General features: G+C 38.9%; 13 protein-coding genes and 1 riboswitch. Of the genes, 12 read left to right on the forward strand and 1 reads right to left on the reverse strand.

Features of this window, described 5'->3' with window-relative positions; translation table 11 throughout:
• Positions 1-353 precede the first annotated feature (353 nt).
• From potE to E7K77_RS07825, 7 genes are all read left to right on the forward strand, one after another.
• Positions 354-1,685, forward strand: a complete 1,332-nt coding sequence (gene potE, locus E7K77_RS07795; RefSeq protein ID WP_004697529.1) for a putrescine-ornithine antiporter — start codon at positions 354-356, stop codon at positions 1,683-1,685.
• A gap of 406 nt (positions 1,686-2,091) precedes the next feature.
• Positions 2,092-2,279, forward strand: a riboswitch (cobalamin riboswitch).
• Positions 2,280-2,424: 145 nt separating this feature from the next.
• Positions 2,425-3,363, forward strand: coding sequence for a nickel ABC transporter permease (gene nikB / locus E7K77_RS07800; RefSeq protein ID WP_004697516.1), 939 nt, complete (start codon positions 2,425-2,427; stop codon positions 3,361-3,363).
• On the forward strand, positions 3,363-4,184 hold the full coding sequence (nikC, locus tag E7K77_RS07805) for a nickel transporter permease (protein WP_021148552.1): 822 nt from the start codon (positions 3,363-3,365) through the stop codon (positions 4,182-4,184). The genes nikB and nikC overlap by 1 nt, the downstream gene beginning before the upstream one ends.
• 173 nt (positions 4,185-4,357) lie before the next feature.
• The gene (locus E7K77_RS07810) at positions 4,358-5,926 is read left to right on the forward strand and encodes an ABC transporter substrate-binding protein (protein ID WP_004697531.1); all 1,569 of its coding nucleotides are present in this window, start codon (positions 4,358-4,360) and stop codon (positions 5,924-5,926) included.
• A 12-nt stretch (positions 5,927-5,938) separates the two neighbouring features.
• Positions 5,939-6,736 carry an ABC transporter ATP-binding protein gene (locus E7K77_RS07815; protein ID WP_187002389.1) on the forward strand — a complete coding sequence of 266 codons (798 nt, stop codon included), beginning with the start codon at positions 5,939-5,941 and terminating at the stop codon, positions 6,734-6,736.
• A complete protein-coding gene (locus tag E7K77_RS07820) occupies positions 6,729-7,544 on the forward strand; it encodes an ABC transporter ATP-binding protein (protein WP_101928478.1) in 816 nt (271 codons plus the stop codon). Before E7K77_RS07815 ends, E7K77_RS07820 begins: the two co-directional genes overlap by 8 nt.
• Positions 7,545-7,930: 386 nt before the next feature.
• Positions 7,931-9,484, forward strand: coding sequence for an ABC transporter substrate-binding protein (locus E7K77_RS07825; protein WP_325306114.1), 1,554 nt, complete (start codon positions 7,931-7,933; stop codon positions 9,482-9,484).
• A gap of 67 nt (positions 9,485-9,551) precedes the next feature.
• On the opposite strand, the gene E7K77_RS07830 is transcribed toward E7K77_RS07825, so the two are convergent.
• Complete coding sequence (locus tag E7K77_RS07830) at positions 9,552-10,481, reverse strand: DUF3829 domain-containing protein (RefSeq protein ID WP_008602411.1); 930 nt, start codon at positions 10,479-10,481, stop codon at positions 9,552-9,554.
• A 314-nt stretch (positions 10,482-10,795) separates the two neighbouring features.
• On the opposite strand from E7K77_RS07830, the gene E7K77_RS07835 reads away from it, so the two are divergent.
• From E7K77_RS07835 to queC, 5 genes are all read left to right on the forward strand, one after another.
• Positions 10,796-10,960, forward strand: a complete 165-nt coding sequence (locus E7K77_RS07835) for a hypothetical protein (RefSeq protein ID WP_008602413.1) — start codon at positions 10,796-10,798, stop codon at positions 10,958-10,960.
• A gap of 51 nt (positions 10,961-11,011) precedes the next feature.
• Positions 11,012-11,830: a sulfurtransferase gene (locus E7K77_RS07840; protein ID WP_008602416.1), complete on the forward strand. Its 819-nt coding sequence runs from the start codon at positions 11,012-11,014 to the stop codon at positions 11,828-11,830.
• Positions 11,831-11,843: 13 nt separating this feature from the next.
• Positions 11,844-12,071, forward strand: a complete 228-nt coding sequence (locus tag E7K77_RS07845; RefSeq protein ID WP_008602417.1) for a hypothetical protein — start codon at positions 11,844-11,846, stop codon at positions 12,069-12,071.
• Positions 12,072-12,221: 150 nt separating this feature from the next.
• Positions 12,222-12,977: an exodeoxyribonuclease III gene (locus E7K77_RS07850; RefSeq protein ID WP_004695049.1), complete on the forward strand. Its 756-nt coding sequence runs from the start codon at positions 12,222-12,224 to the stop codon at positions 12,975-12,977.
• A gap of 68 nt (positions 12,978-13,045) precedes the next feature.
• Positions 13,046-13,735, forward strand: a complete 690-nt coding sequence (queC, locus tag E7K77_RS07855) for a 7-cyano-7-deazaguanine synthase QueC (protein WP_008602419.1) — start codon at positions 13,046-13,048, stop codon at positions 13,733-13,735.
• The last annotated feature ends 255 nt before the right edge of the window (positions 13,736-13,990 follow it).

Raw genomic sequence — 13,990 nt, forward strand, 5'->3', positions numbered from 1 at the left:
GGAAATAATAGTCTTGTACTAGGACACTATAACCGTGATAGATAGGAAAAATTACATCTATACACAGAATAAAATAGGGTAAAAATATACTTTGCCACAATTAAAATGAGTTCTGTTCAATTTTGATGATAAATTACCTATGATTTATTCAATTCGTGTAATATAGCTTGTCCGCCAATAAAGTACTTTTATTTTGGTTTCATAGGTGTTATTATTTAACTCGTAATAAGAATAAAAACGGTAAATTCACATTCAAGCCCATCACAGCACGAACTGGATTTACTTAGCGGTATATATATTTTAAGTGAATTATGGACGAGAAAAAATTCACCTTAGTGAAAGGGGATTGATACATGAAAACCACCGCTAAAAAAATGTCTGTATTCCAGCTAACCACAATGGTAGCAGCCAATATGCTAGGAGCTGGGATCATTATGTTACCAACTAATTTGGCTCAAGTTGGTACTATTTCAGTTTTATCTTGGCTCGTGACAGCTGTGGGTGCGCTTTTACTAGCGTATATTTTTGCTCAAGCGGGTATGTTCTCCCAAAAACAAGGGGGCATGGGCGGTTATGCAGAACATCGCTTCGGTAAAACTGGACATTTTATGGCGAGCTATGCTTACAGCATATCTCTCATCATTGCTAATATCGCCATCGCGGTATCTGCCGTAGGTTATGGCGCAGCTTTCTTTGGCGTTGACCTCAATGCGACACAAACAAGTCAGGTAACAATTGTGCTCTTGTGGTTTGCAGCGATTCTAAACTTCAGAGGGAATCGTTTCACAGGTCGACTCAGCAATATGACTATTTGGGGCTCTATTGTTCCGGTTTTATTAATCGGTACAATCGGCTGGTATTGGTTTGATCCATCTATTTATTGGGCGGCATGGAACCCAAATGATCTTCCGCTTTATGATGCGGTAAAACAATCTATTTCCCTAACTTTATGGGGCTTCCTAGGATTTGAGTCCGCAGCGGCTAATGCTGATGCTGTTGAGAATCCAAAGAAAAACGTACCTATCGCAACTGTGGCGGGTACATTAGCAGTGGCCGTGGTTTATATCTTGTCCACAAACGTTATGGCAGGTATTGTGCCTAACGTTGATTTATTAAATTCTAATGCACCATTCGGTTTGACATTCGTATACATGTTCAATGATACAATTGCAAACATCGTTATGGCTGCTATGGTTATTTCTTGCTTTGGCGCTTTGCTTTGCTGGCAATTCACATTGTCTCGCGTCTTCAAAAGTGCAGCAGAACATGGTTACTTCCCTAAAATATTCGCTCGTGTAAATAGCAAAGATGCTCCTGTTCGTGGTGTATTGATTTTACTCGCTGTTGAAACATTACTTACTTTATTCACTGCAAGCGAATCCTTGCGTGAGCAATTTGAAATCTTAGTAAACTTAGCGGTTGTAACTAACGTAGTACCGTATGTATTGTGCATTTTGGCAGTACCTACAATGATGCGTATGGCTGGCGTAGCTGAAAGTCGTATTAAACGCTCTAATTACTTGTTCGGTATAGGCGTTCTTTATTGTCTATATGCAATCTACGCATGTGGTTTTGATGCTATGGTAGGTAGCGCAGTGGCAGTAAGCATAGGTTTGGTGATTTATGTTTTGCGTAAAGCGTGGGATACACGCAGAGCACACCGCTTACAACAAAGTATTGATTAACTGAATACATCTCGTCTTATTAGAGGCTATTACTTCGGTAATAGCCTCTTTTTTATGATAATTATAAATTAGACTTATAATTCATGAGTGTCTAATTTGAAAAAACTTAAAGAGCATTTTTATTATTAATCAAATTTTTGCTGTGCATAAAAAGATTTTATAATAAAGTTTTTACGTTGCTTTGTTATTATTAAAATTAATATATATACCGTCTTATACAGTAAATATAATAAAAAATTATTTATATAAGTTAATTTATATGGTTTTATGCAGGATTGTGAATTTAATCACTAATCAATATTTTTTATCAGTATAAAAATTATATTGAAAATACGTGAAATATATATACCCATAAGGGGTATATGTATTGTAAATAGAGTGTTAATATAGTATATTTATAATCGATAAAAATGAATGAACTAGTGAGTGTCGGTATTTACCGAGCGTAAAAGAGGAAAATGGGTGAAAAACCCATACTATGCAAATAGCTGTAATGAGGAGCAAGGTTTCATTATAGGGTCACTGGGAAACTGGGAAGGCCGAAATGTTGCGATGAATCAGAGTCAGAAAGCCTGCTCTAAAGGCATGGTATACATATGCTGTGCTTAATTTGGGTTAGTCGGGCGACTAACCTTTTTTCGTTCCCTAGCCTTTAAGCTTCATCGCTATATAAAAAAGCTAGTACCATTAGTTTGTCATTTGAATTGTTGTTAGTGTTTAGAGAGTTTAGGAGGCGCCTATGGGCAAACGCTTTGTCAAACAATTGGGGCAATTTATTGTTACCTTGTTTGGCATCACATTTTTGACATTTTGTCTCACCTATTTAGCACCAGGTGACCCAGTAACGATGTTACTTGAAACGGCAGATACTATCGTATCTCAGGAGCTTATCGATGAAACTCGAGCTCAGCTTGGGTTAGATAAACCATTTGTAGTACAGTATGCAAACTGGGTCGTCAATGCCGCACAAGGTGATTTAGGGATGAGTTATTCTGCTAAAAAACCAGTAGTAGATCGTATGTTGGAGGCTTTACCAGGTACATTAATGTTAGCGGGTACGGCTTTAGTATTTACGCTGCTCTATGCATTGCCTGCAGGTATTATAAGCGCCTTAAATCGTAACAAATGGGTTGATTATGTGTTGAGATTTCTATCCTTCGTAGGCGTATCTATGCCTACGTTCTGGTTAGGTCTTGTACTGATTTACATCTTCGGTCTTAAATTGGGCCTTGTACCGATTGCATCCTCTCGAGTGACTGCGTCTGGTGTTATTTTGCCCGCTATTACTTTGGCAGTTGTTGTTGGGTCTAAATACATGCGTCAAGTGCGGCTCGTTATCCTTGAGGAAATGCAAAAGGATTATGTTATTGGCGCTCGTGCTCGCGGTGTTAGTGAGATAAAAATTTTATTCGGTCATATTTTACCTAATGCGGTGTTACCACTCATCACTATTCTTGGTGTTGTTATTGGTTGGTTACTAGGTGGTGTGGCAGTCGTAGAAATGGTATTCTCTTGGCCGGGACTTGGGAATATGGCAATTTATGCTATTACTATGCGCGATTATCCATTGATTGAAGGTTTTGTGTTGTGGGTTGCTTTAGCATATATGTGTATTAACGCATTGGTTGATGCATCATATATCTTATTAGACCCTAGATTGAAAAGGGAGAGAGCATAATGGCAGAATTTATTCAAAAACATAAATTGTTCTCTTTCTATAGTGGGTTGATGATTATCATTGTTCTCATCGCTATCTTTGCACCCTGGCTTGCACCGGGCGATGCTTTCACCTCAAATATAAATCAGGCATTGCAAGCACCAAGCAGCCAACATTGGTTTGGTACAGATAAATTAGGACGTGATGTATTATCTCGTATCATTTATGGTACTCAATTATCCTTGTTCATGGGCGTATCCATCGTCGTTATCATGGTGAGCATTGGTACTATCATCGGTGCTATAGCAGGATATTTTGGCGGCAAAGTCGAAATGGTCCTCATGCGCCTAGCTGATATTATGTTATCATTCCCTGGTATCGTATTGGCTATTGCTATTGCTGGTATTCTAGGTGGTAGCATTGTAAATACGATTTTAGCCTTATCTGTTGTAGGTTGGGCAAAATATGCTCGTATTGTACGTTCTATGACGCTCAAGGTGCGCGGTGAGGAATATGTAACGGCTGCTGTTATGATGGGCGCATCTACGACGGCCATCATCAGACGTCATATCATTCCTAATATTATGCCTCTCGTTATTACAACAGGTGCATTAGATATCGGGGCTATCATGATTGAGGTAGCAGGTTTATCCTTCCTTGGCTTTGGTGCTCAGCCACCGACTCCAGAATGGGGTCTTATGCTTAACGAGGGTCGCCAGTACTTGCAAACGAGTCCATGGCTCATGGCATTCCCTGGTATGTCCATCCTTATCGTGGTTGCTATTTTTAATCTTTGGTCCGATTCCTTACGTGATGTAGTGGATCCTAAAAACCAAGGATAATATAGTATATCTATTCATGTTTTGAAAGCTTTTGGTGGTAATTTCTCTTGTAAAAGCTTCTATGTGAATAGGTATAAATAATGGTTTTTCCATCACTGACTATTTTGGATTATCATAGTCTTGATGTTTAAATGTTTTTATGTTTTGTATGTAATTGTACAAGGAGATTTTACATGAAAAAATCTTGGAAAAAGGCCCTTTTAGCAGGTCTTAGTATTGTAATGATGGGTTCCTTCATAGCTGGTTGTGGGTCTGATAATAATGGTGCTGCTAACAAAGATGTATTAAAAGTAGGCGTTACTAACTTCGCATCCACATTAGAACCTACAGAAAACTTCTTCGCATGGGTTGTAATGCGCTATGGTGTAGGTGAAACATTGGCTAAGTTTGACGAACAAATGAAACCTCAACCATGGATTGCATCTAAATGGGAAGTATCCCCAGATCATAAAACGTGGACTTTCACAATCAATGATAAGGTGAAATTCTCCAATGGTAAAAAAGTTGATGCAGCAGCTGTAAAGGCGTCTATTGAACGTGCTTTTGCAAAGTCTAATCGTGCGAAAACATTCTTCGAATATGACTCTATGGAAGCTAATGGTCAACAATTAGTTATTCATACAACAAAAGAATATCCTAATATGCCTGGCCTTTTAGCGGATCCGTTGTTCCTAATCGTTGACGTTCAAGCTGAAAAAGATGGCCGTAACTTTGCGAAGGAAGGTCCTATCGGTACAGGCCCATATGTAGTTAAATCCTTCACTAAAGAACGTGCTGAAATGGCTGCGAACGAAAACTACTGGGATGGTACAGTACCATTTAAAACTGTAGAAATTCCTTCCATCGATGACCCTAATACGCGTGCTTTGAGCTTACAATCTGGCGACGTAGATATGGCTGTTAACATCGGTCCTGGTGAAATTGGTTTATTCCAAGGCAATGATAAATTCAAAGTAGATGAAATCGCATCTCTTCGTGTCGTATTGGCCCGTATTAATCAAAAAGGTATTCTTGGGGATGACAAAGTTCGTGCTGCAGTTATCTCTGCAACAGACCGTAAAAACTATGCTGATGTATTGTTAAAAGGTACATTTATTCCTGGTTCTGCTCCAATTCCACCATCCATGGACTATGGCTTCAACGATTTGAAAGATCCTAATGCGTATAATCCTGAACGTTCTAAACAATTGTTGGCTGAAGATGGTTGGAAAGATACTGATGGCGATGGGATCCTTGATAAAGATGGCAAACCATTAACATTCAACTTCATAGTATATAACTCTCGTGCAGAATTACCACTTTATGCAGAAGCTGTTCAAGCAGACCTTAAAAAGGTTGGCATCGATATGAAAATCAAAACAGTTGACTATAACTTGATCGATAAAATGGGTCAAGACGGCGACTATGATATGCTTATCTCCAACATTGTAACAGCTAATACAGGTGATCCAATCTGGTTCTTGGCTAACTATTGGCACACTAACAACAATGGCTCCAACCCTCAAAATGGTTCTGGTTACTCCAATCCACAAGTTGACCAATTGTTAGATGCAGCTGAAACTGAATTCGACCCAGCAAAACGTCGTGATTACGCAATGCAAATTCAACAATTGTTGATGAATGATGGTGCTGCATTATTCTTAGGCTATCCTAAAACTAATATCGTTACAGGTTCTTACTTGAAAGGTGCTGTAATGTACCCAAGTGATTACTACTGGATTACTAACAAAATTACAAAATAGTGAGGAGCTATAATGGCAGAAAACATACTAACTGTAGAAAACCTTAACATTGCGTACCAAGGTGTGCCTGCTGTTATGGATGTGAACTTTACCTTGGAACGCGGTAAGGTATTAACCATTGTAGGTGAGTCCGGATCCGGTAAAACTACTGTAATCCGGGCCCTCATGGGTTTATTATCTGTAGGTGGTGAGGTTACAGACGGTACAATGATCTTTAACGGTCACAACCTTCGTACCCTATCTAAGTCAGAATGGAGAGCCATACGTGGTAAAGATATGGCTATGATTTTCCAAGATAGTGGTAGTGCATTAGATCCAATTGTTCGCATTGGTAAACAATTTAGAGAATTGTTTACATCTCATATTGAAATCACTAATGATGAATGTGATCGACGAGCAATTGAGTTATTAGAATCTGTATCTCTTCCTAATGGAGCGGATATATTGCGCCGTTATCCACACGAATTATCTGGTGGTCAACGTCAACGTGTTGGTATTGCTATGGCGTTAGCATTGGACCCAGCATTACTCATCGGTGACGAACCGACATCTGCACTCGATGTAACAACACAATCTCAAGTGGTTATGCAAATGCTTGAACTAGCTAAAGAGCATAACTCCGCAATCGTAATGGTAACCCATAATCTTGGTGTAGCGGCGTATATGTCAGACTACATTATCGTTATGAAAAAGGGCCGTGTCGTAGATGCAGGTACTCCTAAAGACATTTTGGAAAATCCATCTAATGAATATACGAAACAATTAAAAGAGGCTGTACCAACATTGGGAGGAGGTCGTTACATTGACTAACTACGCAGTAGAATTAAAAAATGTATGTAAACGATTCCCACTTCCCACTGGTGGTGAACTCGAAGCATGTAAGGATATTAATATAACTCTCGAAAAAGGTCAGTCCCTTGGGATTGTAGGGGAATCTGGCTCTGGGAAAACAACATTGGTTCGTATGATCATGAAAATGCTTCCTATTACGGAAGGCGAGATTTATGTAGATGGTGTAGAGATTCAACATATGAATTCTGAACAAACGAAAGAATATCGTAAAAAGATTCAAATGGTATTCCAAGATCCATCTGCAGCTTTTAACCCACGTATGAAGGTTAAAGATATCATTCTTGAGCCACTTTATAATTTTGGTCTTCTTGAAAAGGGAAAAGAAGAGCAAATCGCAGGTGACTACCTGGAAATGGTAGATTTACCTCGCGAGTTTATGCATCGCTATCCTCATGAAATGTCTGGTGGTCAACGCCAACGTGTTGCCATTGCTCGTGCTATCGTTTTAGAGCCCGAAATCCTCGTGTTAGACGAGGCTACTAGTGCCCTAGATGTATCTGTACAAGACTCCATTGCGTACCTTTTGGCGCGTTTACAAAAAAAGAAAAATTTAACATACCTATTTATTGCTCATGATATTGCCTTTATTCGTACGATGTGCCACAAGGTGGTCGTAATGTACAAAGGTGCTATCGTTGAAGAACTAGATGCTTTCCACTTGGCGGATGCAAAACATCCATATACAAAGGTTTTATTGAGCTCTATCTTTGAAATTGGTCAAGATCATAAGCCGCTTACCTTGGATGAGGCTGCATTAGAAGCTTAATAGGAAAATTTACTTTCAAAATTTCAAAAGTATAAATTTGAAATGTAGAGAGTTACATCGGATAGGTAAACTTAAAATAGCAGTTAGTTTCAAGACTAACTGCTATTTTTATGCATAGTTAAGATATGAAATTTTTTAATAGATATATTGAAATGTTTCTCAAATTATACATTGTGTTAACACCTAATATATAGTATAGTTGACTGTATAAAATATACCCCTATGGGTATAATAAGATATGCTCATATGAAGTGATGTACATAGATTCTCTTTATATTAACTATTGTAAAAGCAGGTTATATTTACTAGATTATGTTAATGCAAAAAATAGTGAGTATCTGAGTATAAATAGATAGTTAATGTGTGTAGAAAGGTTAGGTGTATAAATGAAAGGATTACGCAAGGCTTTACTAATTGGTATGACCCTTGGTGTGACTATGCTCGGGACTATTGGTTGTATGAATCAAGATTCTGCTTCATCTAATGATGTATTAAAGGTAGGGGCTATTAGTTTTGCTGGCACATTAGAACCAACGGAAAATTATTTTAGTTGGGCCGTTGTACGATTTGGTATAGGTGAAACGCTTATCAAGTTTGATGATCAAATGAAAGCAACGCCTTGGCTTGCCACCTCTTGGAAGCAAGGTGATGACAAGTTAACATGGACTTTCACCATCAATGATAAAGTTAAATTCTCAAATGGTAATAGTTTGACAGCTGAGGCGGTAAAAGCATCTTTAGAACGAACTTTTGCTAAAAGTAAACGAGCAAAAACGTTCTTTAACTATACAGAAATTACTGCTAACGGTCAGGAGTTGACCATCAAGACTGACAAGGAATATTATAATTTGCCCAACTTGTTAGGAGATCCATTGTTTTTGATTATGGATGTGACAGCAGAGGCGAATGGTCGTGATATTGCAAAGGAAGGTCCTATTGGTACTGGTCCATATGTAGTATCCTCTTTCACAAAAGAGCGTGCTGAACTAAAGCGCAATGATAATTACTGGGATGGCAAGGCAGGCTTTGCTAAGGTTGAAATCCCATCTATTAATGATGCGAATACTCGTGCTATGGCGTTACAAGCGGGCGATGTAGATATGGCCGTTAACATTGGACCTGGTGAATATAGTATCTTCCAAAATGATAAGAAATTCACTATCTATGAAGTGGCTTCCTTGCGTGACGTATTTGTTCGTATAGGGCAAAAAGGGAAACTACAGAATCCTAATCTTCGTGCAGCCCTCATTGCAGCAGCAGACCGTGAGTCTTATGCGAAGAACCTCATGAAGGATACCTTCGTAGCCGGTAAGGCTCCATTGCCACCATCCATAGACTATGGCTTTAACCAATTGCGTGATCCTAATAAATATAATGTAGAACGTGCTAAAGAATTACTGAAACGTGAAGGTTATGAAGATACAAATGGCGACGGTATTGTAGATAAAGACGGTGAAAACCTCGTACTTGATTTTTATGCCTACACAACTCGTCCTGAATTGCCATTATATGCGGAAGCATTGCAAGCGGACTACAAAAAAATCGGTGTAGATTTACGAATTAAAATCGTAGATTATGCGGTTATCGACACATTATCTCAATCTGGTGATTATGATATGATTATCTCCAGTGTTGTAACCGCTAATACGGGTCAACCAGTATGGTTCTTGAAACAATATTGGGGTATAGGCGTTGAAACTAATGGGTCTGGCTTCTTTAATCCTCGTTTCGATGAATTGTTGGCTCTTGGTGAAAGTAGTAGCGATCCAGTGGTGCGTCGTAATGCGGTTATCAATGCCCAACAACTGATGTTAGATAACGCTGTAGCATTATTCCTTGGGTATCCTAAAATTAATATTGTAGGTAATAAACATATTGATGGTATCAAGATAACACCGTCTGAATATTACATCATTACAAAAGATTTGAAAAAGAAATAAAGTTTGCTGCTTACATAAAAATAAAAGGACTAGCTCGCATGGGCTAGTCCTTTGTGTTATCTAAATATTATTTTTTTTCTGTTACATCTAAGTCTGCCATGTTAACTGCATTGGCCTTGCCAATCATTTTATTATACTTGGTAAATAATTGCGTATAAGCTTCGCCATAAGATGAGTTGATAATAATGTAGTTGCGTGCCTCTGCAACAAATTCTTTTACTGAGTCTTGATACTCTCTTACCGCATTTTGTACTTCTGGTGTAGTACCAGGTTGTAATTTATTGAGGCGTTGTGTAATTTGTTGTAAGTTTGATTCTACCTTTTGGGTGTCTGTATTCCCATCTGGATCAATAAGGTCAATAGTTTGTGCTGTTATGAGATTTATCTCTATAAAGTTAACCGCATTTTCCCGCTTTTCTCCCTGATACTCAGTCATGCGTTCGTTATAAAGCTCATTATTACGATTATCTAAAGCTAAGTCTAATGCATTATATGTAGCGTAGAACTGTTCTGCTAAAGGTACATATTGAGCTGCTAGCTCATCGCTACCTTTATAATTATCCTTTTCATAACGACGTTCCACATAGTAAGATTGCAACTGATCAGCAATAGGAATAATTTGATCAAGTACTACGAGGACGTCATTTGTCGCTTGGTTTACGTCTTCGTAGGGTGTAGAACTATCTTGTTTTGCTACCTCTAATGCAGCTTTAAGTTCCTTATATTTAGGTAAGGTAATCGTCGTATTATGAGACCCATTGCGCAACTCTTCAAGAGTTGGCTGTAATTGGTTAGCATAGGCTACACTGTATGAGTTATATGCATCTAATGCAACAATATAAGGTCGTATGGCGTTGATTTTATCGTCAACGGTTGATCGATATAAAATTGTCGTTGTATTGGATGATAAGAGTGTATACACCCCATAGATCCCACCACCGATAATAGCAGCACCGAGCACAATGGCTGCTATTAACTTGATGTACCCCTTTTTCAACTGCGCACGCTCCTTGAAAACACACTAACTCTTTTGGATCCATTTGGACAGACTAATGTCCTAAGAGTAATTATTTACATTATATCACAACTTTACGTGGCAAAAAAGACGTATAGATACGATAATTATAAGGAATAGATGAAAATGTTAGATTTGGACATGTATTTATATTTATAATTAGCGATTAAACGATGAATGAGGCTGTAAGCTGTTATAAAAATATACTTTTAAAAGTAAAACTATATACTCTCTAGACGTTGTAGCTGCGGCTGGTATAATAGCAAGTATAGTATTCATTATATAGGGAGTTCGTTATGTCAGAATCGAATCAATTAATCAATTTTGCTACATCTTCGGAACTTATTGCTAATGGGGAAGGGCGTAATGTATTATCTGCCATTGAAGATGGGTTACGCAATTGTGATGAGTTTTTAATATCAGTAGCTTTCAATTGTATATCCCGCTATAGTCGTATATAATAATATTAAAAGATTTGTATTTTTCGATATAATCAAAGAAAGGAGTACAACATGTCAAATTTTATCACTCCTAAAGAATTATTAGCTTGTTTCGATGAGGTCATCATTTTAGATGCTAGAGGGTATCAAGATTATAAAAAAGGCCATATTAAGGGGGCTTATGCGGTAGATTTAGACAAGGATTTGACTGGTCCTTTAGGCGAGCATGGTGGTCGTCATCCATTGCCAGATATGGAACAGTTAGCTCATACCTTTGAGTCTTATGGCATCACTCGTAACTCAAAGGTTGTAGTATATGATTCGTGGCTATTCTTAGCGGGCCGTCTTTGGTGGACGTTACGTTACATGGGCTTAACAGATGTACGCGTTTTATCCGGTGGTATTGAACGATGGGTTCGAGAGGGCCATCTCTTAACTAAAGAGCCGACCCCGTTACCTGCTGAACCATCTATTTTTAACTACGAGTTGCAAACGGATATGGTTATGAGTCGCGATGAGGTGCTCAAGGCTAGTGAAAGCGGAGATCATGTTATTATTGATGCTCGTGCGCCATTCCGTTATGATGGATCTCAAGTGGATACGATGGATGGTATGACAGGGCATATTCCTGGGGCTGTTAATCATTTTTATGAAAGTGGCTATACCGTAGATGGTCCTAAATCCTTGAAAGATTTAGAGGCTGAGTATTACAACGAAATCTACCAAAATAGGCCAGTTGTAACGTACTGTGGGTCTGGTGTGACTGCCTGCAATGCGTTGTTAACCATGAGTGAAGTAGGACTTGAATCTGCTTTATATGTTGGTAGTTCTAGTGACTGGGTAACGTATGAAGGCTTCCCGCTTAGTACAGGTGTAGAAACATTAAACTAACTTAGGAGGGCGAATGAATCTATTAAAACAATTACTAACAGTCGTTGCCTTTGGTTATTTGTGTTATCACATCTATACCTTTGGACCTGGTATGTTTAATGTAACTGTATTAGTGATTCTTGTCTTGTCGGCGGTGGCTAACTATTTCCGTGAGAAACGTGAAAGTGATCTTAAAGCCAACGAAAACGCCCGTAAGGCTCGTGCAGAAGCAAGACATGCTAAGAAACATAAAAAGCAGTAGTATTGCTAACATATAATCTTTAGATTAGCTTACATTAAGCAAAAACTTGACGTATATTCTATGTGAAAGAGACTTTCACCAAGTTAAATACGGTGAATAGTATTAGATTGATGCGAAGTATTATAAAGAAGTATTATAAAGGAGTAAGAATTGAAATTAATTTCTTGGAATGTAAACGGCCTCCGCGCCGCTGTAACAAAGGGTTTCATGGAATCCTTTAATGAATTAGATGCAGATATTTTCTGCCTGCAAGAAACAAAATTGCAACCCGATCAAATTTCTTTGGAGTTGCCAGGGTATGAGCAATATTGGAATAGTGCAGTTAAGAAAGGCTATAGTGGCACGGCTGTATTCACGCGTATTAAGCCATTGTCCGTAACTAATGGCATCGGTATTGAAGAACACGATCAAGAGGGCCGTGTTATCACTGCTGAATACGATAATTTCTATTTGGTATGCTGTTATACACCGAATAGCCAACGTGAATTAGCTCGCCTTGATTATCGTATGACTTGGGAAGACGCATTCCGTAATTATCTACTTGAATTAGATAAGAAAAAGCCTGTCATTCTATGTGGTGATCTCAATGTAGCCCATCAAGAAATCGACCTAAAAAATCCTAAGACAAACCGTAAAAATGCGGGCTTCTCCGATGAAGAACGTGCAAAGATGACAGAACTCTTAGGGGCAGGCTTTACAGATACATTCCGTCACCTCTATCCAGATGCTATTGAGCAATACAGCTGGTGGTCCTATATGGGGAAAGCTCGTGAACGGAATACAGGATGGAGAATTGACTATTTCATCACATCCAAACGCCTTGATGATAAAATCCAAGAAGCGAAGATTCATCAACAAATCTTTGGCTCCGATCACTGTCCAGTAGAATTGGTTATTGATCTATAAAATTTTAGTGAATGTAAAAGCACAGCCTCATCTACGGATGAGGCTGTTGTGATAGAAAAGGAGATACTATGGCTCAAAAACAAAAAGCTGTTGTTCTATTTAGCGGTGGCGTAGACAGTACTACTTGTTTGGCCCTCGCCATTGAACGATTTGGTAAAGACAATGTGGTGCCCTTATCGATTCAATATGGTCAAAAACATAGTAAAGAATTAGAAGCTGCCATAGCTATTTTAGAGTACTATAATATGAAAGGTAAAACGATGGATGTTACCAAGCTATTTGCCTTCAGTAACTGCTCCCTGTTAGTACAATCTAGTGAAGACATTCCGCAAGGTTCCTACAAAGAACAACAAGATGCAGAAGGGAAGGGTACGGTGAGCACTTATGTACCGTTTAGAAATGGTCTATTCCTATCTGCGGCAGCATCCTTGGCACTATCTCTAGACTGCGGTTATATCTATTACGGTGCTCACAGTGATGATGCGGCGGGTAATGCCTATCCTGACTGTACAGAACACTTCTACAAATCTATGGGCGACGCCATCTTTGAAGGCTCTGGTAAAGAATGCTCCTTAGAAGCACCCTTTATTAACGCCAACAAAGCTGACATCGTAAAAGAAGGCCTACGCCTCAACGTACCATACCACTTAACCTGGTCTTGCTACGAAGGCGGAGACAAACCATGCGGACACTGCGGTACCTGCATCGACAGAGCTAAAGCCTTCCACGCAAACGGAGTCGAAGACCCAGCACTATAATACCCATAAACTGGCTTAGACAAGCAGTCGCCTTTTAGGCGACTACTTTACATATATTCTAATAGAGTAGCATGTATATGTGATTCAAGGCGGACTTGTACGTCACTAGTATTAGGGGATAAGCAGAGTTGCTAAATTTGAAGTGGTGGCAGATACCTTTTCAAAGAGCGACTTTGGCAGGTCAAGGCCCTAGGCCGATGGCCGGTTCGCCAGTGGAGCGATGAGGAAAGGTATCTGCCACCACCCCCACCTTAC

The sequence above is a fragment of the Veillonella parvula genome (assembly GCF_032577575.1).
Classification (GTDB): Bacteria; Bacillota; Negativicutes; order Veillonellales; family Veillonellaceae; genus Veillonella.

What these genes read in the sequence shown, in the direction of transcription:
- E7K77_RS07845 (WP_008602417.1), top strand. Translation starts at nt 11,844, where the DNA reads ATGAATCTATTAAAACAATTACTAACAGTCGTTGCCTTTGGTTATTTG.
- E7K77_RS07825 (WP_325306114.1), top strand. Translation starts at nt 7,931, where the DNA reads ATGAAAGGATTACGCAAGGCTTTACTAATTGGTATGACCCTTGGTGTG.
- E7K77_RS07815 (WP_187002389.1), top strand. Translation starts at nt 5,939, where the DNA reads ATGGCAGAAAACATACTAACTGTAGAAAACCTTAACATTGCGTACCAA.
- E7K77_RS07840 (WP_008602416.1), top strand. Translation starts at nt 11,012, where the DNA reads ATGTCAAATTTTATCACTCCTAAAGAATTATTAGCTTGTTTCGATGAG.
- nikC (WP_021148552.1), top strand. Translation starts at nt 3,363, where the DNA reads ATGGCAGAATTTATTCAAAAACATAAATTGTTCTCTTTCTATAGTGGG.
- potE (WP_004697529.1), top strand. Translation starts at nt 354, where the DNA reads ATGAAAACCACCGCTAAAAAAATGTCTGTATTCCAGCTAACCACAATG.
- nikB (WP_004697516.1), top strand. Translation starts at nt 2,425, where the DNA reads ATGGGCAAACGCTTTGTCAAACAATTGGGGCAATTTATTGTTACCTTG.
- E7K77_RS07810 (WP_004697531.1), top strand. Translation starts at nt 4,358, where the DNA reads ATGAAAAAATCTTGGAAAAAGGCCCTTTTAGCAGGTCTTAGTATTGTA.
- queC (WP_008602419.1), top strand. Translation starts at nt 13,046, where the DNA reads ATGGCTCAAAAACAAAAAGCTGTTGTTCTATTTAGCGGTGGCGTAGAC.
- E7K77_RS07835 (WP_008602413.1), top strand. Translation starts at nt 10,796, where the DNA reads ATGTCAGAATCGAATCAATTAATCAATTTTGCTACATCTTCGGAACTT.